General features: G+C 66.7%; 20 protein-coding genes. 12 read left to right on the top strand and 8 right to left on the bottom strand.

The window, feature by feature from the left end; translation table 11 throughout:
* The first annotated feature begins 92 nt into the window (after positions 1-92).
* The 11 genes from ACZ5V4_RS16875 to ACZ5V4_RS16825 all read left to right on the top strand — a co-directional run bounded on the left by ACZ5V4_RS16875 (position 93) and on the right by ACZ5V4_RS16825 (position 11,660).
* Positions 93-491, top strand: a complete 399-nt coding sequence (locus tag ACZ5V4_RS16875; RefSeq protein ID WP_464316034.1) for a (R)-mandelonitrile lyase — start codon at positions 93-95, stop codon at positions 489-491.
* A gap of 65 nt (positions 492-556) precedes the next feature.
* Complete coding sequence (locus tag ACZ5V4_RS16870; RefSeq protein ID WP_464316033.1) at positions 557-1,759, top strand: aldo/keto reductase; 1,203 nt, start codon at positions 557-559, stop codon at positions 1,757-1,759.
* A 116-nt stretch (positions 1,760-1,875) separates the two neighbouring features.
* Positions 1,876-3,222, top strand: coding sequence for a nickel pincer cofactor biosynthesis protein LarC (gene larC / locus ACZ5V4_RS16865; protein ID WP_464316032.1), 1,347 nt, complete (start codon positions 1,876-1,878; stop codon positions 3,220-3,222).
* A gap of 4 nt (positions 3,223-3,226) precedes the next feature.
* On the top strand, positions 3,227-4,036 hold the full coding sequence (gene larE, locus ACZ5V4_RS16860; protein WP_464316031.1) for an ATP-dependent sacrificial sulfur transferase LarE: 810 nt from the start codon (positions 3,227-3,229) through the stop codon (positions 4,034-4,036).
* Between the two features lie 13 nt (positions 4,037-4,049).
* Positions 4,050-4,805 (top strand): nickel pincer cofactor biosynthesis protein LarB, encoded by a 756-nt coding sequence (gene larB, locus ACZ5V4_RS16855; RefSeq protein ID WP_464316030.1) that lies wholly within the window; start codon positions 4,050-4,052, stop codon positions 4,803-4,805.
* A 175-nt stretch (positions 4,806-4,980) separates the two neighbouring features.
* Positions 4,981-5,568, top strand: a complete 588-nt coding sequence (locus ACZ5V4_RS16850) for a (2Fe-2S)-binding protein (RefSeq protein ID WP_464316029.1) — start codon at positions 4,981-4,983, stop codon at positions 5,566-5,568.
* A 3-nt stretch (positions 5,569-5,571) separates the two neighbouring features.
* Positions 5,572-8,064, top strand: a complete 2,493-nt coding sequence (locus ACZ5V4_RS16845; RefSeq protein WP_464316028.1) for a xanthine dehydrogenase family protein molybdopterin-binding subunit — start codon at positions 5,572-5,574, stop codon at positions 8,062-8,064.
* A gap of 39 nt (positions 8,065-8,103) precedes the next feature.
* Positions 8,104-9,105 (top strand): FAD binding domain-containing protein, encoded by a 1,002-nt coding sequence (locus tag ACZ5V4_RS16840; protein ID WP_464316027.1) that lies wholly within the window; start codon positions 8,104-8,106, stop codon positions 9,103-9,105.
* A complete protein-coding gene (locus ACZ5V4_RS16835; RefSeq protein WP_464316026.1) occupies positions 9,102-9,923 on the top strand; it encodes a cytochrome b/b6 domain-containing protein in 822 nt (273 codons plus the stop codon). Before ACZ5V4_RS16840 ends, ACZ5V4_RS16835 begins: the two co-directional genes overlap by 4 nt.
* 22 nt (positions 9,924-9,945) lie before the next feature.
* Positions 9,946-10,341 (top strand): hypothetical protein, encoded by a 396-nt coding sequence (locus tag ACZ5V4_RS16830; RefSeq protein WP_464316025.1) that lies wholly within the window; start codon positions 9,946-9,948, stop codon positions 10,339-10,341.
* Positions 10,342-10,445: 104 nt separating this feature from the next.
* Positions 10,446-11,660 carry an MFS transporter gene (locus tag ACZ5V4_RS16825; RefSeq protein ID WP_464316024.1) on the top strand — a complete coding sequence of 405 codons (1,215 nt, stop codon included), beginning with the start codon at positions 10,446-10,448 and terminating at the stop codon, positions 11,658-11,660.
* On the opposite strand, the gene ACZ5V4_RS16820 is transcribed toward ACZ5V4_RS16825, so the two are convergent.
* The 3 genes from ACZ5V4_RS16820 to ACZ5V4_RS16810 all read right to left on the bottom strand — a co-directional run bounded on the left by ACZ5V4_RS16820 (position 11,641) and on the right by ACZ5V4_RS16810 (position 16,310).
* Positions 11,641-13,233, bottom strand: coding sequence for an acetolactate synthase large subunit (locus ACZ5V4_RS16820; RefSeq protein ID WP_464316023.1), 1,593 nt, complete (start codon positions 13,231-13,233; stop codon positions 11,641-11,643). The genes ACZ5V4_RS16825 and ACZ5V4_RS16820 overlap by 20 nt on opposite strands.
* Before the next feature lie 261 nt (positions 13,234-13,494).
* The gene (gene katG, locus ACZ5V4_RS16815; protein ID WP_464316022.1) at positions 13,495-15,690 is read right to left on the bottom strand and encodes a catalase/peroxidase HPI; all 2,196 of its coding nucleotides are present in this window, start codon (positions 15,688-15,690) and stop codon (positions 13,495-13,497) included.
* Between the two features lie 122 nt (positions 15,691-15,812).
* Positions 15,813-16,310, bottom strand: coding sequence for a Fur family transcriptional regulator (locus ACZ5V4_RS16810; RefSeq protein WP_464316021.1), 498 nt, complete (start codon positions 16,308-16,310; stop codon positions 15,813-15,815).
* A 630-nt stretch (positions 16,311-16,940) separates the two neighbouring features.
* On the opposite strand from ACZ5V4_RS16810, the gene ACZ5V4_RS16805 reads away from it, so the two are divergent.
* Entirely contained in the window at positions 16,941-18,194 is a 1,254-nt protein-coding gene (locus ACZ5V4_RS16805; protein WP_464316020.1) for a tyrosine-type recombinase/integrase, read from the top strand.
* On the opposite strand, the gene ACZ5V4_RS16800 is transcribed toward ACZ5V4_RS16805, so the two are convergent.
* From ACZ5V4_RS16800 to ACZ5V4_RS16780, 5 genes are all read right to left on the bottom strand, one after another.
* Positions 18,181-18,453, bottom strand: a complete 273-nt coding sequence (locus tag ACZ5V4_RS16800; protein WP_464316019.1) for a hypothetical protein — start codon at positions 18,451-18,453, stop codon at positions 18,181-18,183. The genes ACZ5V4_RS16805 and ACZ5V4_RS16800 overlap by 14 nt on opposite strands.
* 166 nt (positions 18,454-18,619) lie before the next feature.
* Positions 18,620-18,913, bottom strand: coding sequence for an immunity protein (locus ACZ5V4_RS16795; RefSeq protein ID WP_464316018.1), 294 nt, complete (start codon positions 18,911-18,913; stop codon positions 18,620-18,622).
* 201 nt (positions 18,914-19,114) lie between these two features.
* Positions 19,115-19,306 (bottom strand): Fic family protein, encoded by a 192-nt coding sequence (locus ACZ5V4_RS16790; RefSeq protein WP_464316017.1) that lies wholly within the window; start codon positions 19,304-19,306, stop codon positions 19,115-19,117.
* A gap of 374 nt (positions 19,307-19,680) precedes the next feature.
* A complete protein-coding gene (locus ACZ5V4_RS16785; RefSeq protein ID WP_464316016.1) occupies positions 19,681-20,349 on the bottom strand; it encodes an amphi-Trp domain-containing protein in 669 nt (222 codons plus the stop codon).
* A gap of 164 nt (positions 20,350-20,513) precedes the next feature.
* Positions 20,514-21,914, bottom strand: a complete 1,401-nt coding sequence (locus ACZ5V4_RS16780) for an MltF family protein (RefSeq protein ID WP_464316015.1) — start codon at positions 21,912-21,914, stop codon at positions 20,514-20,516.
* Positions 21,915-22,035 lie beyond the last annotated feature (121 nt).

Below are 22,035 nucleotides of genomic sequence, written 5' to 3'. Positions count from 1 at the left end.
GGCCGCAGGCCTGCTGGAGGGCATCGCGGCGACGGCGCAATTTTTCCGGGCGGCCTTGGCGCGAAGCCCCGCCCAGCGAAGGAGGATCATCCATGGAGATCAAGAGGGCAGGCTCCCAGCCTTCCATGACCGGCCCGGCCGAGAGGTTCACGGGCCAGGTGCGCATCGACCCGCTGCGCCCCCAGGCGCACGATCCCTCGCGCGTGACAGCGTTAAGCGTCACCTTCGAGCCCGGGGCACGCACGGCCTGGCACGCCCATCCCCTGGGCCAGACCCTGATCGTCACGGCCGGGTGCGGGCGGGTGCAGCGCGAAGGCGGGCCCGTCCAGGAGATCCGGCCCGGGGACGCGGTGCTCATCGCGCCCGGTGAAAAGCACTGGCACGGCGCGTCGCCCACCACGGCCATGACGCACATCGCCATCCAGGAGCAGGTGGAAGGCCGCACCGCCGACTGGATGGAGAAGGTCGACGACGCCCAGTACGGCGGCTGAGCGCGCCCCGCGCGTGGCCGCCGCCGAAACGAAACAACCCCTCCGCAATGACAAGGAGACTTTCCATGCTTTACAGGAAGATGCCGAAAACAGGAGACGAGCTCTCCATCCTGGGCTTCGGGTGCATGCGCATGCCCATGATCGACGGCCAGATCGACGAGCCCCGGGCCATCGCCCAAATCAGGGGCGCCATCGACAGCGGGGTCAACTATGTCGACACCGCCTGGCCCTACCACGGCGGGCAAAGCGAGCCCCTCCTGGGCAAGGCCCTGAAGGACGGCTACCGCGAGCGCGTCAAGGTGGCCACCAAGCTGCCCACGTGGCTGGTCAAGGACCGTGCGGACATGGACCGCTACCTGAACGCCCAGCTCGAAAGGCTCGGCGTCGAGCGCATCGACTACTACCTGGTGCACTCCCTGAACGGGCCGTCCTGGGACGACATCGAGGCCAAGGGCGTGCGCGACTTCCTGGACCAGGCCAAGAAGGACGGGCGCATCGTCAACGCCGGGTTCTCCTTCCACGGCCTGGGCGAGGACTTCGCGCGCATCGTGGACGCCTACCCCTGGGAGTTCTGCCAGATCCAGTACAACTACCTGGACCAGGAGTTCCAGGCGGGCACGGCCGGGCTCAAATACGCGGCCTCCAAGGGCCTGGGCGTGGTGATCATGGAGCCTCTGCGCGGCGGCAACCTGGGCCTGCCCACCCCGCCCCCGGCCGTGGCCGCCATGTGGGACGGGGCCGAAACCGGGCGCACCCCGGTGGAGTGGGCCCTGCGCTGGGTGTGGGACCATCCGGAAGTGACCGTGGTGCTCTCGGGCATGAACGAGGAGGAGCACATCGCCCAGAACCTGGCCATCGCGAACGAGGCCCACGCGGGCTCGCTCACCGCCAAGGAGCGGGAACTGGTGGACAAGGTCCGGCGCAAGTACCAGGAGCTCATGCAGGTCGGCTGCACGGGCTGCGCCTACTGCATGCCCTGCCCGGCCGGGGTGCAGATACCCAAGTGCTTCGATTTCTACAACAAGATGCACATGTTCGGGAACGTCCAGGAGGCGAAGTTCATGTACGTCGCCTTCAACTCCGGCCTGACCGGCGGCGGCCCGGGCTTCGCCTCGCAGTGCGTGGCCTGCGGCGAATGCCTGGAGAAGTGCCCCCAGAGCATCGAAATCCCGGACGTCCTGGAAAAGGTCTCCGCCGAGATGGAAGGCCCCGGCTTCCAGGAACAGTTGGCCATGATCAAGGATCACTTCAGGAAAGGGCTCGACTAGCCCGAAGCGGCGGGAGGGCGCGTCCATGGACACGCCCTCCCCCATTGCATACAAGCGTATCCGGGCGGGAACTGCCCGCCCCCCAACGATCAACAGGCGCGAAAGCGCACCAGGCGATGAGAATACTCTATTACGACTGCTTCGCCGGAATAAGCGGCGACATGAACCTGGCGGCCATGATCGGCCTGGGCGTGGACCCCGGCTTTCTGCGCGCGGAGCTCTCCAAACTGGGCCTGGACCACGAGTTCGAGCTGCTGGTCTCGCAGGGCGAGCGCCACGGCATCCACGGCACGCGCGTGGACGTGGCGTTTGGGAACCAGGACTCCGGCCACTCCCACGGCCACGAACGCCATGACGAAGCCCCCGCCGAGGCGCACGCCCACGGACACCATCACGACCATGGCCACGGGCGCGACCACAATCACGGGCACGACCACGGCCACGGCCACCATCACGACCACTGCCACGCGGAGCCGCGCGCCGAGCGCCACGACCACGCCGCGCACCGCAACCTGGCGGACATCGAGAAGATCATCACGGAGAGCTCCCTGGCCGAACCGGTCAAGAAGACCAGCCTGGCGATCTTCCGCAAGGTGGCCGAGGCCGAGGCCAAGGTGCACGGCAAGGGACTTCATGAAGTGCACTTCCACGAGGTGGGGGCCACGGACTCCATCGTGGACATCGTGGGCGCGGCCGTCTGCTTCCACGCCCTGGGCGTGGACGCGGTGTGGTGCTCCCCGGTGGAGCTCGGCGGCGGGTTCGTGCGCTGCGCCCACGGGATGATGCCCGTGCCCGCGCCCGCCACCGTGGAAATCCTCACGGGAATACCCACCACGCGCGGCGCGGCCCGGCACGAGGCGACCACCCCCACGGGCGCGGCCATAGTGGCCGTGCTGGCGGACGAATTCACTTCCGCCCCCTCGCTGGCCGCCGAGAAGACCGCCTACGCCGTCGGCCACCGGGACGCCGAGATCCCCAACGTCCTGCGGGTGCAGCTGGCCCGCCCGGCCGCCTCGAAGCCCGAAGGCCCGGTGAGCGAGGCGCGGCTGCTGCAATGCAACATCGACGACATGACCGCCGAGGCCCTCGGCGTGGCCATGGACGTGCTCATGGAGAACGGGGCCATGGACGTGCACTTCACGCCCATCGTGATGAAGAAGAACCGTCCGGCCACCTGCGTCTCGCTTCTGTGCGCGACCCAGGACGAGGAGCGCTTCAAGGAGCTGCTCTTTCGCCACACCACCACCCTGGGCGTGAAGAGCTTCCCCCTGGAGAAGACCGTGCTGGGCGTCAGCTTCGAGAGCCTGGAAACGGAGCTCGGCCCCGTGACCATGAAGAACGCCCTCAAGGACGGCCGCGTCATCCGCTCCAAGCCGGAGCTGGAGGACTGCCGGGAACTGGCCAGGAAACACGGCCTGAGCCTGGCCGAGGTCCAAGCCGCCGTCGCCAGGCACGGGAAGTAGCGCCATGGAAGCCAAGCGCCAAGCCCTGCTCGCTATCCTGCGCCCCCTGGGCAAGGCCCTGGTGGCCTTTTCCGGCGGGCTGGACAGCACGCTTCTGCTGCACGCCGCCCGCGAGGCCCTGGGCGGCGGCGCGCTGGCCGTGACCCTGGTCACGCCCTACACGCCCGCCCAGGAAGTCGAGGACGCCAAGGAGGCGGCCAAGGCCATGGGAGTACGCCACAGGATGATCGAGGTCCCCTTTCCCGAGGCCCTGCGCGACAACCCTCCGGAGCGCTGCTACATCTGCAAGAAGGGCCTCTTTTCCCTGCTTCTCGGCCTGGCCCGGGAGGAAGGCATGATCCACGTGCTGGACGGGACCAACCTGGACGACCTGGGCGACCATCGCCCGGGCTTCAGGGCCGTCAAGGATCTGGGGGTCGAAAGCCCGCTTCTGGAAGCCGGGCTGACCAAGCAGGATATTCGGGGGCTCTCCCGCCTGTTTGGCCTCGCCACCTGGGACAAGCCCGCCGGGGCCTGCCTGCTCACGCGGCTGCCCCACGGGACGCGCGTGGACGAGGCGGAGCTTACGCGCATCGACCGGGCCGAGGACTTTCTCAAGGGCCTGGGCTTCCCGGCCGTGCGCGTGCGCAGCCACGGGGGCGCGGCCCGCATCGAGGTGCCGCGCGGGCGCGTGGCCGAACTGGTCGAGGCGGACGAGAAACACGGCATCGACGCCATGCTCAAGGCCCTGGGCTTCAGCCACGCGGCCGTGGACCTGGCGGGCTACCGCATGGGCAGCCTGAACGAGAAAACCGCCCGGGAACGGGCATCATAATAATAAAGAAAACATGGATACCCAAGAGAGCCTGAAACTGCTGCTGACCGCCGTCAAGGACGGCAGCCTGGACGTGGAGCAGGGCATGGAGCGCCTGCGCGACCTGCCCTTCATGGACATGGGCCACACCAAGATCGACATGCACCGCGCCCTGCGCAACGGATTTCCCGAGGTGATCTACGGCGAGGGCAAGACCCCGGAGCAGGTCGGCGAAATCTTCACCCGCATGCGCGGCCACGCGGGCGTGCTGGCCACGCGCGTCTCGCCGGAAATGGCGGCGCACGTGCAGGCCGTGTGCCCGGAGGTGGAGTACAACCCGCTGGGGCGCACGCTGACGCTCACCAGCGGCGAGAGGGCCTGGCGCGAGGGCGAGATCGCCATCGTCACGGCGGGCACCTCCGACCTGCCCGTGGCCGAGGAGGCCCGGGTGACCTGCGAGATGCTCGGCAGCCGGGCCTGGATCGTCTCCGACGTCGGCGTCGCGGGCATCCACCGGCTGCTGGACCGGCTTTCGGACATCCGCAAGGCCCGGGTGATCATCGTGGTGGCGGGCATGGAGGGGGCTCTGGCCAGCGTGGTCGGGGGGCTCGTCTCCCAGCCCATCGTGGCGGTGCCCACGTCGGTGGGCTACGGGGCGTCGCTCTCCGGGCTCTCGGCGCTGCTCGGCATGCTCACGTCCTGCGCCAGCGGGGTCACTGTGGTGAACATCGACAACGGCTTCGGCGCGGCCTGCGCGGCCTGCAAGATCAACAACCTCTTCCCGGCCTGAAAACGAGCCCAGGGATTTCGCCGAATGGTGTTGGCATGGGGCCGTCATCGGAGTATCAGGCCGTAGTGAAGAAAAATGTCCGTGCGGTGCGCACCCTTCACCCCCCGGAGCCTCCGGGAAGAAAGGCGGTGGTGCAATGTGCGATTGTGATGCTTCGCAAGCCAGGCCCGGGGGCATGTCCCGCCGCCAGTTCATCAAGAGCGTCATCGCGGCGGGCGCGGTCACGTTTTCCGCCCCGCTGTTCACCGGCCCGGCGGGCGCTGCGGCCCCGGCCGCGCCCGGCTCGGTGGAGCGCCTCGTCACCCTGACCGTCAACGGCCAGCAGCGCCGCGTGGACGTGCTGCCCCAGGAAACCCTGGCCCAGACCCTGCGCGGCAAGCTCGGGCTCGGCGGGGTCAAGCTCGGCTGCGACCGGGCCGAGTGCGGGGCCTGCACCGTGCTCGTGGACGACGTACCCGTCTATTCCTGCTCGATTCTCACACACGGCGTCCGGGGCAGGAAGATCCTCACCGTGGAGGGGCTGGCCAACCCGGACGGCTCGCTGCACCCCCTGCAGCAAGGCGTGCTCGACGAGCAGGGCTTCCAGTGCGGCTACTGCGCCCCGGGCTTTCTCATGTCCGCCCTGGGCTTTCTTAAAAAGAACCCCTCCCCCACCCGCCAAGAACTTGCGCGCGGCGTCTCCGGCAACCTCTGCCGCTGCCAGGACTACGACAAGATTCTCACGGCCCTGATGCGCGGGGCCGAATACATGAGGAAGGTGTAAGCCATGGCCCAGCAAGACCCGCCCTTCACGGCGAAGCTGACCGGGCGCGACTACACCACGCCCGACCAGCGCGCCAAATTGACAGGCTCCGCCCGCTACGCCGAGGACTTCCGCGCCGAGGGCATGCTTGCGTGCAGGCTGCTCACGAGCCCCATGCCGCACGCCAAGGTCACGCGCCTGGACACGCGCAAGGCCCTAGCCATGCCCGGGGTGCGGGCCATCCTCACGCCCGACGACCTGCCGCCCCCGGCCGACTCCGTCACGGACACCGGCGCGGTGATCAAGGCCAGCCCCTGGGCCGAGCGCGCCCTGACCATGGAGCCGCTCTACCAGGGCGACCCCGTCCTGGCCGTGGCCGCAGTGGACGAGGCCTCGGCCGTTGCGGCCATCGAGGCCGTGGACATCGAATTCACGCCGCTGCCCTTCGTCATCGACCCCCTGGACAGCCTGCGCCCGGGCGGACCCAACGCCCGCGCCGACGGCAACGCCTGGCTGCCCCCGAAGAAATCAGGGGAGCTGGCCTCGGTCGGGGAGTTCAAGTGGACCGCCGAGGACTTCGCCGCCGCCGCCCCGGGCCAACTGCCCCTGGGCAAGGCCACGGCCGAGTGGTCCTTCGGCGACGTGGAGGCCGGTTTCTCCAAGGCCGACCTGGTGCTGGACGAGACGTTCGTCACGCCCAACGTCAGCCACCAGGCCCTGGAGACCAGGTCCACCCTGGCCTGGTGGGAGAACGGCAGGCTGCACCTGGCCGCCGGGACCCAGAGCACCATCCAGACCGTCCCGGCCCTCGCGCGCTGGCTCAACCTGGAGCCGGACAAGATAGTCTTCGTCAGCGAGTACACGGGCGGCGGGTTCGGCGGCAAGATCACGGCCTCCATCGCCGTGGTCATACCGGCCCTCTTGGCGAAGAAGGCCCAGGCCCCGGTGATGATGCGCGTCACCCGCGAGGAGGAGCAGTACATCGGCCGGGCAAGGCCCAGTTGCATCGGGCGCACGCGCGCCGGGTTCTCCAAGGACGGCCGCCTGCTGGCCCTGGACATCCTCGTGGTGCAGGACAACGGCCCCTACGAGCAGCAGCACGACGTGGCCATCATCGGGCGCATGGCCTCGCTCCTCTATCAGCCCAAGGCCATGCGCTGGCGAGGGGTGACGGTGCTGACCAACACGCCCCCGCGCTCGGCACAGACCGCGCCCGGCGGCCTCCAGGCCACTGCCCTGGTGGGGCCGGTGCTGGCCAAGGCCGCGCGCAGGCTTAACCTCGATCCCCTGGCCGTCTGCCGGGTCAACGCCCCCCAGGGCCGCGCCCCGGCCGGGCCGCCCAACGCCGAGGGCAAGCTCGGCCAGGCCACGGCCGCGAACGTGGCCCAGGCCCTGGACCAGGGCGCGAAGACCTTCGGCTGGCAGGAGCGCCGCGCCCGCCCCGCGCCCAAGGAAGGCCCCCTGCGGCGCGGCCTGGGCGTGGCCACGGGCTGCTTCGTGGCGGGCACTGTGGGCTTCGACGGCCTTTTCGTCATCACCCCCGAGGGCAGGCTTCGCATCCACAGCGGCGTGGGCAACCTGGGCACCGAGTCCTTCAGCGACGTGCAGCGCGTGCTGGCCGACGCCATGGACGTGCCCTGGGAGGCCTGCGAGGTGATCTGGGGCGACACGGGCAAAGGCCTGGGCTGGAGCTGCGTCTCGGGCGGCAGCCAGACCATCCACGCCATGTCGCGCGCGGCCCTGGCCGCCAGCCTGGACGCCAAAAAGAAGTTGCGCGAGATCGCCGCGTCCATCCTGGGAGAACGTCCGGAGGACTACCAGATCGGCGGGCAGCGGGTCTTCCGGCCGGACACGGGGCAGGGGGTGAGCCTGGCCGAGGCCGCCGCCCAGGCCATCAGGATGGGCGGCGTCTACGACGGCCACGAGGCCCCGGCCGACGTCCACAAGCTGACCAAGGCCTCGGTTGCCGCGCTGGCCGGACAGGGGCTCGTGGCCGTCGGCCGCGACAACTTCCCGCGAGACGGCCAGACCTATTCCTTCGTGGCCGCTTTCGTCGAGGTGGAGGTGGACGTGGAGACCGGCATGTACCGCATCAAGGACTTCCACGCCGAGGCCGACGCGGGCGTCGTGGTCCATCCCAGGGCGTTCGCGGGGCAACTCGCCGGGCGCTCCATGCTGGGCATCGGCCACGCCACCACCCAGAAGTGGTTCTACGACAAGCACTACGGCCTGCCCGTGGCCAAGCGCTTCTACCAGACCCGGCCGCCCACGGTCCTCGACTTCCCGGAGAAGTTCACCTGGGGTTCGCTCGGCATCCCCGATCCGCAGACGCCCATCGGGGCGCGCGGCATCGGCGAGCCGCCCACGGCGGCGGCCTGCGCGGCCATGCTCTGCGCGCTGTCCGACGCGCTGGGCGACGGCGCGTTCAACCGCGCCCCGGTCATGACCGAAACGGTCATCAGGGCCTTCGAGCAGGCGGGCCGGGTCAGCCGGGACGGCCTCTCGGCCAACGTCTGATCCCGTAGGCCGCCACGCAGGCGGCGGGAGGATACGCCCATGGCGACGACGCGTGACGGCATGGCGCCTTTCGAGCTCTACCAGCCGGCCGCAGTAGAGGACGCCCTGGCCCTGGCCGGACGCTTCGGAAATGACGGCTGGCTCCTGGCCGGGGGGCTGGACAGCCTGGAGCGGTTCAAGGACCGCATCGTGAGGCCCAAGGCGGTGATCGACCTGACCCGCGTCGAGGCCTTGCGCGGCGTCCGCGAGGAAGCCGGGGACCTCGTCATCGGCCCCATGACCACGCTCACCGAGGTGGCCGGCCATCCGGCCGTCCGGCAGCGCTTCGGCCTGCTGGCCGAGGCCGCGGGCGAGGTGGCCTCGCCGCAGATCCGCAACCAAGGGACCATCGGCGGCAACATCTGCCAGGACGCCCGCTGCTGGTACTACCGGGGCGGCTGGGACTGCTACCGGGCCGGGGGCAACATCTGCTACGCCGACGCGCCCGAGGGCATGAACCGCGAGCATGCCGTGTTCGGGGCCAGCGGCTGCGTGGCCGTCTCCCCCTCGGACACCGCTCCGGCGCTGGTGGCCCTGGAGGCCAGGCTGGTGATCCAAGGCGGCTCGGTCAGGCGCGAGGTGGCGGCCGAGGACTTCTTCGTGGGCCCGGAGCGCGACATCACTCGCCTGAACGTGCTCGGCCCGGGCGAGATGCTCACGGCCATCCGCATCCCGCCCACGTGGTCCGGGGCGGCGTTCCACTTCGAGAAGGTCAGGGACAGGCCGGTGTGGGATTTCGCGCTGGCGAACGTGGCCTCGGCCATGCGCATCGGCAACGGGCGCATCGCCAAGGCACGCGTGGTGCTGGGGGCCGTGGCCGCCCGGCCCTGGCGGCTGCCCCGCGTGGAGGAGGCCGTGGCCGGGCGCACTCCCGCCGACGCGGCGGCGGTTGCCGCGCGCCTGGCGGCCGAGGGCGCGGTGCCCCTGCGCCACAACGGCTTCAAGGTGGACTTGGCCCGCAACCTGGTCAAACGCGCCTTCCTGGGCAAGGAGGGGTCATGAGCCTGGTCACGTGGGGACACACCCCCTGGGGACAGCCCATCATCCTGCACGCCGCCTGGTATCTGCTGTGGTACTCGCTGGCCGCCGGGGCGGCCTTTGCCGTGGTCCACTCCCTGTGGGCGCGTGGAGCGCCCAAGCCCGGGGGCGCTCCAACGCTTTCGCCCGAGGCGGCGGACAGGCTCCCGCAGCGCATCGCGCGCCATTCGCGCCCCGCGAGGCTCTTCCACTGGGGCATGGCCGCGGCCATGCTCACGCTTTTGGGCACGGCCTTTTTGCCCAAGCTGGGCGTGCGCTTCGCCTGGCTGGAGATCCATGTGCTCGCCGGAGCCGTCCTCGTGGCGGCCCTGGTGTTCCACCTGGTGCACGCCGTGTGCTTCATGGACTTCTGGTCCATCTGGCCCAGGCCGTCCGACATGGCCGAAGTGAAGGGCCTGCTGGCCGGCGGAGAAAAAGGGGCGGCCCCTGCCCGGCCCGGCAAGTATCCGCTGGGCAACAAGCTCTACCACCTGACGGTGGCTGCCCTGGGCCTGACCATGGCCGCCACGGGCCTCGCGATGCTCACGCGGGTGCGTTCGCCCTTCATGGCGCGCGACCCCTACCGCTTCTTCTCCGACGGCGGCTGGGGCGTTGTGTACGCCCTGCACGGGCTGGCCGGGCTCGCGCTGGTGGCGCTGGTGATCGTCCACGTGTACTTTGCCCTGCGGCCGGAAAAGCTGCCGGTCACCCGGTCCATGCTCACGGGGGACCTGGAGAAGGACTACTACCTCAGCCACCATGACCCCGAACGGTGGAGCGGCGACACCCGCCCCGCCCGGTAACCTCACAGGAGACCAAGCGCCCATGACGCAGTTCACGGATATCGCCGCGCGGTGCGACGCAATCGAGGAATGCTACGAGTTCATGCTGGCCTACGCGGCGCAGGGCGCGGCGGACGACAGGCAAAGCCGCAACGGGGCGCAGCTTCGGGAGCTGCTCTCCCGCGCGGTGGAGGCCGCACGGGGCCTGCCCGGGGCCTTCGCGGCGGCGTCGGCCTCCATGGCCCCGGGAGCGCGGGAGAAGTACGACGCCTTCCTGGACGTGCTGCGCGCCGACGCGGCCAGGGCCCTGGCGGCCATGGAGCTGGTGCTGGCCCTGGAGCGCGTCTCCTCGCAACTGGTCGACAACCTCAACGCCTCCCACCACGTGCGCACGCTGCTCACGGACGTGTTCCTCCTGGACGAGGTCCTGAAGCCCTGAGCCCGCCTTTCCTTATTCTCACTTGACCCGCCCGCCTTTTGGCGCGAAGAGCCCACCTCGCCGGAGGTTTCCGCCTGCGGCGACAGCAACACCTCGGGGGCGAGATGCGCTCGGAAATCTTCGGCAACGCCGCCTTCACCCGCTTCTGGATCGCCCGTAGCGCCTCGGGCTTCGCCTACCACCTCACGGCCGTGGCCATCGGCTGGCAGGTCTACGACCTCACCGGGGACGTCTTCAACCTGGGCCTTGTGGGCCTGATCGAATTCCTGCCGCAGTTCCTGCTCACGCTGGTGGTGGGCCAGGTGGCCGACCGGCTGGACCGCAGGCGCATCGCCGGAGTCTGCCAGGCCGTCCAGGCCCTGGCGCTCCTGGTGCTCATGGCCGGGAGCCTGGGCGGCTGGCTGAACCTGCACGGGATATTCGCCTGCGTGGCTTTCATCGGGGCGGCCAGGGCCTTCGAGAACCCTTCGCTCCAGGCGCTCCTGCCCGGGCTCGTGCCCCTGGACCAGCTGCTGCGCATGCTGGCCTGGAGCTCGTCCGTCTGGAAGACGGCCATGATCCTCGGCCCGGCCCTCGGCGGCGTGCTCTTCATCATGGGCCCCTGGGTGGCCTACGCGGCCGGGGCGGGCGTGTTCCTTCTCGCGAGCGCCTGCGTGGCGGGCATCCCGAAGCCCGCCTCCAAGTCCGGCAAGGAGCCCCCCACCTGGAGCTCCGCCCTGGACGGGGTGCGCTTCATCCGCAAGCGCCCGGTGATCTTCGGGGCCATCTCCCTGGACCTCTTCTCGGTGCTTCTGGGCGGGGCCACGGCCATGCTGCCCGTCTTCGCCAAGGACATCCTCTTCATTGGCCCGTGGGGGCTCGGCGTCATGCGCGCCGCGCCCTCCATCGGGGCGCTGGCCATGTCGCTCTACCTCACGCGCTACCCGCTCAAGCGCAACGTGGGGCGGATCATGTACGCCGCCGTGGCCGTCTTCGGGCTGGCCACCATCGCCTTCGGGCTCTCGCGCTCCTTCCCGCTCTCGGTGGCCGCCCTGGCGACGCTCGGGGCCAGCGACATGATCAGCGTGGTCATCCGGGCCACGCTCATCCAGCTGGACACCCCCGACGAGCTGCGCGGCAGGGTCAGCGCCGTGAACTCCGTGTTCATCGGCACGTCCAACCAGCTCGGCGATTTCGAGTCCGGCGTGGCCGCCGCCCTGTTCGGGGCCGTGGGCGCGGTGGTGATCGGCGGGGTGGGCACGCTCGCGGTGGTGGCCTTGTGGCTCAAGCTCTTCCCGGAACTCTACCGGCGAGACACCCTTAGATCACAGCCTCGATGAGCCGGGGCCCGGGCTCGCGCAGGGCGGCGGCGAACGCGTCGGCAAAGGCCTCTGTCGTATCCGCGCGCACGGCCTCCACGCCCATGCCTTCGGCCAGCTTGACCCAATCGAGCGTGGGGTTGCCCAGGTCCAGGAGCGACCCGGCCTTCTCCCCCCGGGACTCGGCCTGGACCAGGCGCAGCTCGTGGTTCAGCACGGCGTAGGATCTGTTGGCGTAGATCACCGTGACCACGTCGAGCCGCTCGCGGGCCTGGGTCCAGAGGGCCTGGAGGGTGTACATGGCGCTGCCGTCCCCCTCCAGGCAGACCACCTTGCGACCGGGCGCGCCAATGGCCGCCCCCGTGCTCAGGGGCAGGATGTTGCCTATGGAGCCGCCCGTGATCGGCAGATAGTCGTGGGGCGCGGCCGTGGCCAAAAGCGACGAGTACGGGAGCGTGGACGTGATCCCCTCGTCGGTGACGACGGCGTTCTCCGGCAACAGCGCTGCGACGGCGCGCATGACGGCCTCCGCCGTGAGCGGGCCTTGCGGCGGCAGCGCAGGCGGGTCGTAGGGCGTCATGGGGCACGTCCCGGGCACGCCCATGGCCCGGGCCAGCGCGGCCAGCGCGGCGTTCGCGTCCTCGTGGGGGTGGGACAGCGTGAGTATTTCGCACCCCGGGGGCGTCAGCCAGCCCTCCTGCCCCGGGTAGGCGAAGAAGGACACCGGAGGCTCCGCGCCCACCAGCAGAAGCTGCCCGAACTCGCCCAGGCGGCGCAGGATGTCCTTGCCCCGGTAGGGAAGCCGCTCCACCACCGGGGACCCCGCCCCGGCCCGCATGCGCGGGGGGAAGGTGTCGCAGAAGAGCGTGGCCCCGGCCCTGGCGGCGATGCACCCTGCGACCGTGAGCCCGTCTCCGTGGAGCGCCGGGCCGCGCATGAGGATGGCGGTCTTGCGCCCGCTCGCGAGGGCCTTGGCCGCTGCGTCCACCGCAGCGTCCGGGACTTTCGACGGCGCAAGGACCTCGAGCCTGGGCGAGGGGCGCTCGGCGGGCTCCCAGGCCGTGTCGGCGGGCAGAATCAGGGTCGCCACCTGCCCCGGGGCCTGGCGCGCGGCCTGCACGGCGCGCGCGGCGTCGGCCGCCACGCTGCGGGAGTTCCTGGACCGGCACACCCAGTGGGAAGCGGCCTTGGCCAAACCCAGCACATCGGAAGTGAGCGGCGCGTCGTGGCGCTCATGGTAGGTGGCGTGGTCGCCCACGACGTTCACCATGGGCGACTGCGCGCGGCGGGCGTTGTGGATGTTGGCGATCCCGTTGGCGAACCCCGGCCCCAGGTGCAAAAGGGTGCAGGCGGGCCTGCCCGTCATGCGGGCGTAACCGTCGGCCGCGCCGGTGGCCACGCCCTCGAACAGGCAGAGCACGGGGCGCATTTCCGGCACGGCGTCCAGCGCGCTGACGAAATGCATCTCCGAGGTGCCCGGGTTGGCGAAACACACCTCCACCCCGCTCTCCACCAGGGTGGCCACGAGGGTTTCGGCTCCGTTATACGTCTCCATGGGTCCCGGCTTGGCGTCCGCGCCGCTCTCTTGAGGCATTGCCCGCTCCTTTTTTTCAATCAGTGGAAATCGTCCCGGCTTTCCCGCCGGGGTTGCCGCGCGTGGGCAGGCCTCGGGGCCCGCGGGCGAATCCCGCCGGGGACCATACACCACGGACGCCCGCCGCGCCATCTTCGGCAACCGGGAAATCGCAAGCGCCCGGGCGGGCAGGAAGGCCAATGAAAAGCGCGGCGCCCCAAGACGATTGGAGCGCCGCGCGGGTTCACGGCCGGGAATCCCGGAAGCGTTGCGGCTTCGATCTTAAGCGAGGTCGAAGCGGTCGAGGTTCATCACCTTGGTCCAGGCGGCCACGAAGTCGCTCACGAACTTCGCCAGAGAATCCCCGCACGCGTAGACCTCGGCGATGGCCCGAAGCTGCGAGTTCGCCCCGAAGATCAGGTCCACGCGCGTGCCGGTCCACCTGGGTTCGCCGGTCGCGCGGTCGCGGCCCTCGAAGAGCTCGTTGTCCTCGGAGATCGGCTTCCACGCGGTGCGCATGTCCAGCAGGTTCACGAAGAAGTCGTTGGTGAGCGCGCCCGGCCGCTTGGTGAAGACGCCGTGCGGGGCCTGGCCGAAGTTGGCCCCGAGCACGCGCATGCCGCCGACCAGCACCGTCATCTCGGGCGCGGTCAGGGTCAGGAGCTGCGCGCGGTCCACCAGCAGTTCCTCGGCCGTGACGGAGTACCTGGCCTTGCGGTAGTTGCGGAAGCCGTCGGCGGCGGGCTCCAGCACCGCGAACGAGGCCACGTCGGTCTGCTCCTGCGAGGCGTCCGTGCGCCCGGGGGAGAACGGCACGGTCACGTCGCAGCCCGCGGCCTTGGCGGCCTGTTCCACCCCGGCGCAGCCGCCCAGGACGATCAGGTCCGCCAGGGAGACCTTCTTGTTGCCGGACTGCGCGGCGTTGAACTCCTTCTGGACCGCTTCATAGGCCGCGAGCACCGTGGCCAGCTGGGCGGGCTGGTTGACCTCCCAGTCCTTCTGGGGCGCCAGGCGGATGCGCGCGCCGTTGGCCCCGCCGCGCTTGTCCGAGCCCCTGAACGTGGACGCCGAGGCCCAGGCGGTGGAGACCAGCTGGGGAACGGTAAGTCCGGAGGCGAGAATCTTGGCCTTGAGCGCGGCGATGTCCTTGTCGTCGATCAGGTCGTGGTCGACCGGGGGCACCGGGTCCTGCCAGATGAGCTCTTCCTTGGGCACGTCGGGCCCGAGGTAGCGCGAGCGCGGCCCCATGTCGCGGTGCGTCAGCTTGAACCAGGCCCGGGCGAACGCGTCCGCCAGCTTTTCGGGATTCTTCTGGTAGTCGCGCGCGATGGGCTCGTAGATGGGGTCGAAGCGCAGGGAGAGGTCCGCCGTGGTCATCATGGGGCGGTACTTCTTGGCCGGGTTGTGCGCGCCCTCGATCATGTCCTCCGGGGCCACGTCCTTGGCCAGCCACTGGTGCGCCCCGGCCGGGCTCTTCACCAGCTCCCACTCGTACTTGAAGAGCGTGTTCAGGTAGCCCATGTCCCAGCGGGTCGGGTGCGGCTTCCACGCGCCCTCGATGCCGCTGCCGATGGTGTCGTCGCCCTTGCCGGTGCCGAAGCTGCTCTTCCAGCCGAGCCCCTGCTCCTCGAGCCCCGCCCCTTCCGGCTCCGGGCCGACGTGCTTGGCGTCGCCCGCGCCGTGGCACTTGCCGAAGGTGTGCCCGCCCGCGACCAGGGCCACGGTCTCCTCGTCGTTCATGGCCATGCGGGCGAAGGTTTCGCGCACGTCCTTGCCGGACGCCACCGGGTCGGGGTTGCCGTTGGGGCCTTCTGGGTTCACGTAGATGAGCCCCATCTGCACGGCGGCCAGCGGGTTGTCGAGCTGGCGTTCGCCCTTGTAGCGGGTGTCGCCCAGCCAGGTGTCCTCGGCGCCCCAGTAGATGTCCTCCTCGGGCTCCCAGACGTCCTCGCGCCCGCCGCCGAAGCCGAAGGGCTTGAGGCCCATGGACTCGATGGCGCAGGTGCCCGCCAGGACCATGAGGTCGGCCCAGGAGATCTTCTTGCCGTACTTCTGCTTGATCGGCCAAAGCAGCCTGCGGGCCTTGTCCAGGTTGACGTTGTCCGGCCAGCTGTTCAGGGGGGCCAGGCGCTGGCTGCCCGAGCCCGCGCCGCCGCGCCCGTCGCCGGTGCGGTAGGTGCCCGCGCTGTGCCAGGCCATGCGGATGAACAGGGGGCCGTAGTGGCCGTAGTCGGCGGGCCACCAGTCCTGGGAATCGGTCATCAGCGCGAAGAGGTCCTTCTTCACGGCTTCGAGGTCGAGCTTCTTGAACTCTTCCGCGTAGTTGAAATCCTTGCCCATGGGGTTGGACTTGCAGGAATGCTGGTGCAGGATGTGCAGGTTCAACTGGTTCGGCCACCAGTCGCGGTTGGAAGTACCGCCGCCGGCGACTTGACGGCTGGCCCTGCCCGTTACCGGACACTTTTTCTCGTCACTCATACAGCAACCTCCTTGAATTTTATAAAGTGCTCCACATATCCATTCGAATTTCCAGTTGACCATGTACGGCTTCAAGATGACGCTTGCGCGTCATGCGTCGAAAGCCCAAGGTGACTGCCCGGTCATTTCTCGTCGACATTTTCGACGCCAAAGGGATGCGACACCGATCCCTTCCGCTTCGCAGCGCAGGCGTTGCAGATGCCTTTCACCTCCACCTGCGTCCTTTCGATCGATCCGATTGCGGCGACTGATTCCGGAAGCGCCAGCATGTTCAGGTCTTCGCTGTAGAAATCGCGTGTCAGCCCGCAAACGATGCAGACGAAATGATGGTGGCGCGACAGATTCGCATCGAAGCGCGTGCTGTCCCTCGCCGGTCCGAGCGCGTTCACCAATCCCAATTCGGTGAGCCACCACAAAGTGCGGTAAACTGTGTCCAGCGAGATGGCCGGAAGACGCGCGCGCACGCCCCTGTAGATGGACTCGGCATCAGGGTGCTCTTCGCTCGCGGCGATTTCACGAAATATTTCGGCGCGCTGAGGAGTCAGCCTGACCCTGGCTTCCCTGCAAGCCCGGAAGAAGGCCTCCATGCGCAGTGCGATCTCGTTTTCATCCAGAGCCATGGCCACGACCCAGATAGGAATATATTCTTATTTTCAGGCTATCGAAAATTCGACGGAAGATGTCAAGACGAAACAATCTCATGGCCCCCATGCCTAACTCTCTGGCGAGAATTAAATATTTGGCAATCATATCAGGATATTTCAGCCAGACTGGCGGACGAAACCCTTGGCTCCGCGCTTGACAGGCACAGGCGCCTGCTCGCGCTGGGAGCAAGACGGCGTGGACGGACAGCGCCGGGCAAGAGAAGGCGGGACTGCCCTGGGAGTGAGCCTGGCGCCACCGAGCCTTGCGCCTGAGAGATTGGCCCAAAAGGCCCGCCTCCCGGGCACGGACAGACGCTAGCAGGAATAAAAAGAGCCCCCGGACGTAGCTTTGGGGGGTAAAAGGAGGGTGACGACTCTTAACGAAAACAAAAAAGGGTCCGGCCTAGTACAGCCAAACCCTTTGCCATTCCTTGTGGAGCCAGCGAGGGGACTCGAACCCCTGACCTGCTGATTACGAAGCCGATTCATGACCACCTCTGCACCATACCTAGTCATATTACATTCATTTATTACAGCTGATTAACTTTGTTCTTCCATCCCAGGGCATCCCTTGACCGGGATTTATTCCGGGACTATTCCGGGACCATGAAAGCGCGTTGGAACCGCACCCCCTACCCCGGCGTCAGGTATCGCGAGCATCCCAGCCGCCGTCACAACGGCAGGTCGGACCGTTACTTCTGCATCCGCTACTACATCAACTACAAGGACTGCGAGGAAGGGCTCGGCTGGGCCTCCGAGGGCTGGAACGCCGAGAAGGCCCATGGAGTGCTCTCGCGCATCAAGAAGCACATCAAGACCGGCTCTGGTCCCCAGAGCCTCGCCGCACTCCGGGCAGAAGGCGACGCCAAGCGCGAGGCCGAAGCCCAGGAAGCCCGCCGCTTGAGCGTGCAGGGCATGACGGTCTCCGACTTCCTCACGAATCATTACATGCCCGAGGCAAAACGCAGCAAGCGCACCTGGCGCGATGACGACGGCCGGGTCCGGAAGATCATCCCTCGTCTGGGCCATCTCCCCCTCGCCGCAGTGACCCGGGACGATATCCGGGCCTTCCTGGACTTCCTGCGGCAGGACGGCGCTTCCGAGTCCACGGCCCTGCACTACATGGCCGTTCTGCGCCGGGCCTACAACATGGCCAGGGTGACGGAAGTGGAGGGCGTGGCCATCTTCTCCGGGCAAAGCCCGCTGGAGGGTGTGGCCCTGCCCAAGCCCAAGAATGCCAGGGAGCGTTTCCTCTCCTATGAGGAAGCAGATGTCCTGATTGAGGCTGCTCGCGCCTCTGGGCATCCTGACCTGCACGCCGCCATCGTCCTGGGGCTCAACACAGGCATGCGCCTTGGCGAGATATTGCGCCTTGAGTGGGTGGATGTGGACCTTGTTCACGGCGTCATCACCGTGCGGGAGGAACACAGCCGGAAGCCAGGCGGCAAGGTCTTCATCAATACCGAAGTGGAAGCGGTGCTCCGGGAACGCCTGGACGCCGCATCCTGCTCCGAGAATGCCAGCGGGAATGGAGTCCGAGAGGTTCCAGGCTGTCTGGTCCTGACACCGCCGAAGGGCGGGAAGGAGCGCAGCTCCCTCACTCACCGCTTCGCGGAGCTTGTTGTCCGGCTCGGGTTCAACGCCCAAGTGAAAGACGCGCGGCACAAGGTGGTCTTTCACACCTTGCGCCACACGTTCGCTTCCTGGCTGGCCATGGCCGGAACGGACATCTACCGGATCAAAACCTTGATGCGGCACAAGACCATCACCATGACCATGCGCTACGCCCATCTGATCCCCGATGCCACCAGGGCCGCAGTGCACAATCTGCGTCCGGCCAACGGGGCTACAGGGTCTTGAGGCTCGCAAGGCGGACAACCCCGAACCGTTCCACGATCCACCTGATCAGTGATTCCGTTCTGTAGGTGACCACCCGCCCCACGCGGTAGGCGACCTCCGGCCCCACTCCGGCGGAATCCGCATTGCAGAGGGTTTGGGACGCTATCATCCCTCCCAGGTAGCGCTTGACCTCCTTGCGGGCGATGACCGGGGGCAGACCCGACAAGAGCGTGCTGATGAACTCTTCTTCCTCGGGACTCAGTTTTCTCGAATTTCTCACAAGGGACCTCGTCTTGATGGTTTGGCATCCTGGAACGCTGAGCCTGATCGTCAGCGCCAGGGAGAACGAGGTTGCTTTAGCAAGAATTTCTTGTGAAACACAAGGCCCGGAAATTATTTCCGGTACCAGCAGGCCATTCGCCAATAAGATGAGTTGTTCGAGGAATTCAGGTGGGCTGGCTCGACTTTCTGGCTATCTCTTTGGCCACGGCGAGCAGATAGGTCAGATCCTCACCAAGAACGTCAGCCATGCGCTGTGCGTCGGCGATGAGCACGCCTTGGGGTTTGCCTGTGTTGGAGGATCGGCTGCGTATGGCCGCCCACTTCGTGGCGGCGGATTTCGGGTTGTCTCGTGGCCAGACTTGCTGGGCAAATTCCCCCTTGCCCCACCCACGAGCGTCTGCCCGCTCGTCGACAAGCGAGACAAAGCAGCGCTCTAAGAGTGAAGAGAAGTCGTCCATGCGCCACATTCTTTGGAGATTTGGCTGATCAGATCCACGCGCTCACCGGAAAGAATTTCCTGGCCATTGTCAAGGAATGCCCCTGGTCTCAAATCAGGCAGCGTTCGATTACGAGAGTATCCAAGGTCCAGACTTAAGTACACATTTCGCGCCAGACAAGCACAGGCGGTTTAACCAAGGCTGTTCCTGTCCCGGCTCACATCAGCCGTCGCCATGCTGCGCCAGCCACTGCCTGCCTTTGTCGGTCAGGCGGTATTGTCGCAGGCGTCTGTTGGGCTTGTCGGGGACGGTCATTTCGATCAGGCCATCCGCCAAAGCCGGCTTGAGGTAGCGTTCGCGGAAGGATTTTCGGTCCAGCAGGCCGAGGGCGGATTGCAGCGCCTCACGGCTCATTTCGCCCTGCATCGCCGTCAGCAGCTCGCCGACTGGGGGGGGGTGACTTGAGGCGTGACTTGGGGGGATGAGGTGCGCACGGTGTCCAGGATCATCCGCAGCATGAAGGCGATGAAGGGCGCGGAGTCGCTCTGGCGAGTGCTCTCACCCAAGGCTTGATAATACTCGGCCTGGTGCTCGAGGATCAGCAGTTCACCGGTATCTCGGCAAACAATGGATTCCAACTGACCAGAATCAGGCTCATGAGACAAGCACGAACACGCTCATGAACACAGGCAGATAGAGCCTTGAATTTCTCGACAACTCTACACCTATAAGCATTGAGAACATACGCCTCCTGACATGCGCAATCTGCCCATTAAGACACGTTGAGACTAGCCGATTCCCGTTGTGGAATCTGACATTATGAGACGCCTATTCTTGATCTTGAGCTGTGTGACAGGAATGACCATGTCGCGGTTCATCTGGCCCAGGACATCGCCAGTACCGACGACCGCCGAGGAGACGGCCTGGCCGGGGGTCAGGATAAGGTCTTCCACTGTTCCGACTTTTTCGTTGGCGGAGTTGTAGACGTGCTTGCCCAGAAGGTCCTTCCTGGCGCGCGAGGCGTTTGTGAAGAACATGTTCCCTTCACTGCTGAAGAACAGCCTCTCTTCGTTGGTGAGGATCGTCTCTTGCGTGTTGGCCAAGGCGTTGGCCCTACCGCAGCCAAGTCTTGATGCCTCAGGACGGACTGAGCCAGAATTTGCCTTCGAGGCGGAATGGAAAAACGACCCCTGCCATTGGAATTGTTCCGCTTCACCATCCCATTTGAGTTCTATCACCAACGTCTGCCTTCCCTTGCCGGTGTCAGCCCGGATCTCGTAATCAAGATTGTCGGCCAGCGTGAGGGTCTCACCTCCCGTGCCTTCGCCGACGCGGATGCTGCCTCTCTTGAAGTCTCTCAGCAACCCTTCGAGCAGAACGCTCAAATCCGCCCGGTGAATCGACCCCTTAAGGGCGAATCCTTTCTTCTTCGGAGTGTGCTTCATGAGGTAGCGCACTACAACAACTATGCCGCCTGCCACATTGTATCAATACACTATAATAATGAAGTTATTATTTTGCTGTTTCTGGATTTGCACATGTTTTTCATTTTGCAAGAGTCGCTGGATGACGAATTATCATGCCATGATAATCGTTTTGATTCTGGACTCACCTCGGAGCATCACGTCTTTTCCATGGTTCTATCGCGGTTTGCGCGGGCCTCCTCTTCGAGTTTGTACGCCACGTAATACTTGAAGATATTGCGCACGTACCGCACGGGCTCCTGCCCCACCATCCTGGCCACCACCAGCTCCACATTGTTGAACCAGACAGAGGGATCGAGCCCTTCTGCTTCCGCCCTCTTGCGGGCGCGGGCAATCCGGTCCGCGCCTGCGTTGTAGCTGGCGAAAGCGAACAAAGTCCGGTTCGTTTCGTTGAACGGAGTGCTTTTGAAGTGCTCGTCCATCATCCTGGCCACATATTTGGCTCCGCCGTGGATGTTGGGCTCCACCTGGCGGATGTCGCCCACCCGAAGTTCCCTGCCGGTGGCGGGCATGATCTGCATGACGCCGATGGCTCCCATGGGGCTCCTGGCGTTCTGGTCCAGCCCGGACTCCTGGTAGCCCTGGGCCATGAGCAGCAAACTGTCGAATCCGTATTGGCTCCCGTACTTCTTGAACAGGCCGACCAGCGACTCGAAGCGGCGCATATCCGCACCGTCTCGGGCGTTGCGCATCTTTTGGGCGTCTCGGGCGAACTGCTCGTAGATGGCCTTCTGAAGCCCTTTTCCCGTGGAGTGGGGGATGATCTCGTCAAGGATGGCCTTGAGCTTTGGGCTGTCCTTGCGGACAGCCCAAGCGATGACGCCGTCCGTGCGCACGACAAGGTCAGGACGCGCGGTGATGTGCGGCAGAAAGTCAGCCCAGAGGTTCACCAGGCGGTCGTCCTTGACCGTCACCTGGATCAGGCCCGCATTCAGCATGTCCAGCACGTCCTCATCCTGGAGCTCGTCAGGCAGCAGGACAATGCTCACGGGTTCCTTGCCTTCATGTGCAAAACGCTCGTTCAGGGTATCGAGGCTCTGCCGATAGCTTGTGGCTGCCCTCACATGAACGTCGCGACCGGACAGATCATCCAGGCTGCCGAGCTTTGGGGCGCCGGGTCCGGTTACCACGATCTCATTCATGGAGTCCGTGATGGGCACGGTGAAATCGACAGACTCGAGTCGTTCCCTGGTCACGGTGATGCTCCCGGCGGCTATGTCCGCCTTGCCCTCCAGCAAAGAGGGCAGGAGGCGGTCTAAAGTCATGGGAGTGATGACCACCGACAAGAAACGTTTGCGCGGCAGATGTTTACGCAACCGGCGCTCCAACTCGCGGATGGCGTCTGCCGCCAGCCCGCACTGACGCCCCTTGTTGTAGAAGAACTGGGTGCGGCTGAAGGGCACGGCCACGCGCAGGACGCGCCGCTTGAGAATCTCATCAAAATCGCCGGTGTAAGTCCCGGTATCGGTTTTGAATCTCCCCTTGGCGGCGAGCGCGGACATGCCGGAGAAAGTCAAGAAGAACGCCAGGACAGCCATGAGACAACCAAGTCTTTTCATACGGCCCCCGGATGAAAGGAATCGGCACCCTCTGCGGACACGGAAAGGACTCTGGACCAATAGCAAAAATATGGCCGTGATGGCGAGAGACAAAACGGGA

Source organism: Fundidesulfovibrio sp. YSD1 (assembly GCF_055397115.1).
The sequence above is the reverse complement of the archived record's forward strand: the minus strand, read 5'-3'. Positions and strand labels throughout refer to the sequence as shown.

Excerpts from the sequence above, each read along its gene's own strand:
- ACZ5V4_RS16875 (WP_464316034.1), top strand. The coding sequence starts at position 93 with ATGGAGATCAAGAGGGCAGGCTCCCAGCCTTCCATGACCGGCCCGGCC.
- ACZ5V4_RS16870 (WP_464316033.1), top strand. The coding sequence starts at position 557 with ATGCTTTACAGGAAGATGCCGAAAACAGGAGACGAGCTCTCCATCCTG.
- larC (WP_464316032.1), top strand. The coding sequence starts at position 1,876 with ATGAGAATACTCTATTACGACTGCTTCGCCGGAATAAGCGGCGACATG.
- larE (WP_464316031.1), top strand. The coding sequence starts at position 3,227 with ATGGAAGCCAAGCGCCAAGCCCTGCTCGCTATCCTGCGCCCCCTGGGC.
- larB (WP_464316030.1), top strand. The coding sequence starts at position 4,050 with ATGGATACCCAAGAGAGCCTGAAACTGCTGCTGACCGCCGTCAAGGAC.
- ACZ5V4_RS16850 (WP_464316029.1), top strand. The coding sequence starts at position 4,981 with ATGTCCCGCCGCCAGTTCATCAAGAGCGTCATCGCGGCGGGCGCGGTC.
- ACZ5V4_RS16845 (WP_464316028.1), top strand. The coding sequence starts at position 5,572 with ATGGCCCAGCAAGACCCGCCCTTCACGGCGAAGCTGACCGGGCGCGAC.
- ACZ5V4_RS16840 (WP_464316027.1), top strand. The coding sequence starts at position 8,104 with ATGGCGACGACGCGTGACGGCATGGCGCCTTTCGAGCTCTACCAGCCG.
- ACZ5V4_RS16835 (WP_464316026.1), top strand. The coding sequence starts at position 9,102 with ATGAGCCTGGTCACGTGGGGACACACCCCCTGGGGACAGCCCATCATC.
- ACZ5V4_RS16830 (WP_464316025.1), top strand. The coding sequence starts at position 9,946 with ATGACGCAGTTCACGGATATCGCCGCGCGGTGCGACGCAATCGAGGAA.
- ACZ5V4_RS16825 (WP_464316024.1), top strand. The coding sequence starts at position 10,446 with ATGCGCTCGGAAATCTTCGGCAACGCCGCCTTCACCCGCTTCTGGATC.
- ACZ5V4_RS16820 (WP_464316023.1), bottom strand. The coding sequence starts at position 13,233 with ATGCCTCAAGAGAGCGGCGCGGACGCCAAGCCGGGACCCATGGAGACG.
- katG (WP_464316022.1), bottom strand. The coding sequence starts at position 15,690 with ATGAGTGACGAGAAAAAGTGTCCGGTAACGGGCAGGGCCAGCCGTCAA.
- ACZ5V4_RS16810 (WP_464316021.1), bottom strand. The coding sequence starts at position 16,310 with ATGGCTCTGGATGAAAACGAGATCGCACTGCGCATGGAGGCCTTCTTC.
- ACZ5V4_RS16805 (WP_464316020.1), top strand. The coding sequence starts at position 16,941 with ATGAAAGCGCGTTGGAACCGCACCCCCTACCCCGGCGTCAGGTATCGC.
- ACZ5V4_RS16795 (WP_464316018.1), bottom strand. The coding sequence starts at position 18,913 with ATGGACGACTTCTCTTCACTCTTAGAGCGCTGCTTTGTCTCGCTTGTC.
- ACZ5V4_RS16790 (WP_464316017.1), bottom strand. The coding sequence starts at position 19,306 with ATGAGCCGTGAGGCGCTGCAATCCGCCCTCGGCCTGCTGGACCGAAAA.
- ACZ5V4_RS16780 (WP_464316015.1), bottom strand. The coding sequence starts at position 21,914 with ATGGCTGTCCTGGCGTTCTTCTTGACTTTCTCCGGCATGTCCGCGCTC.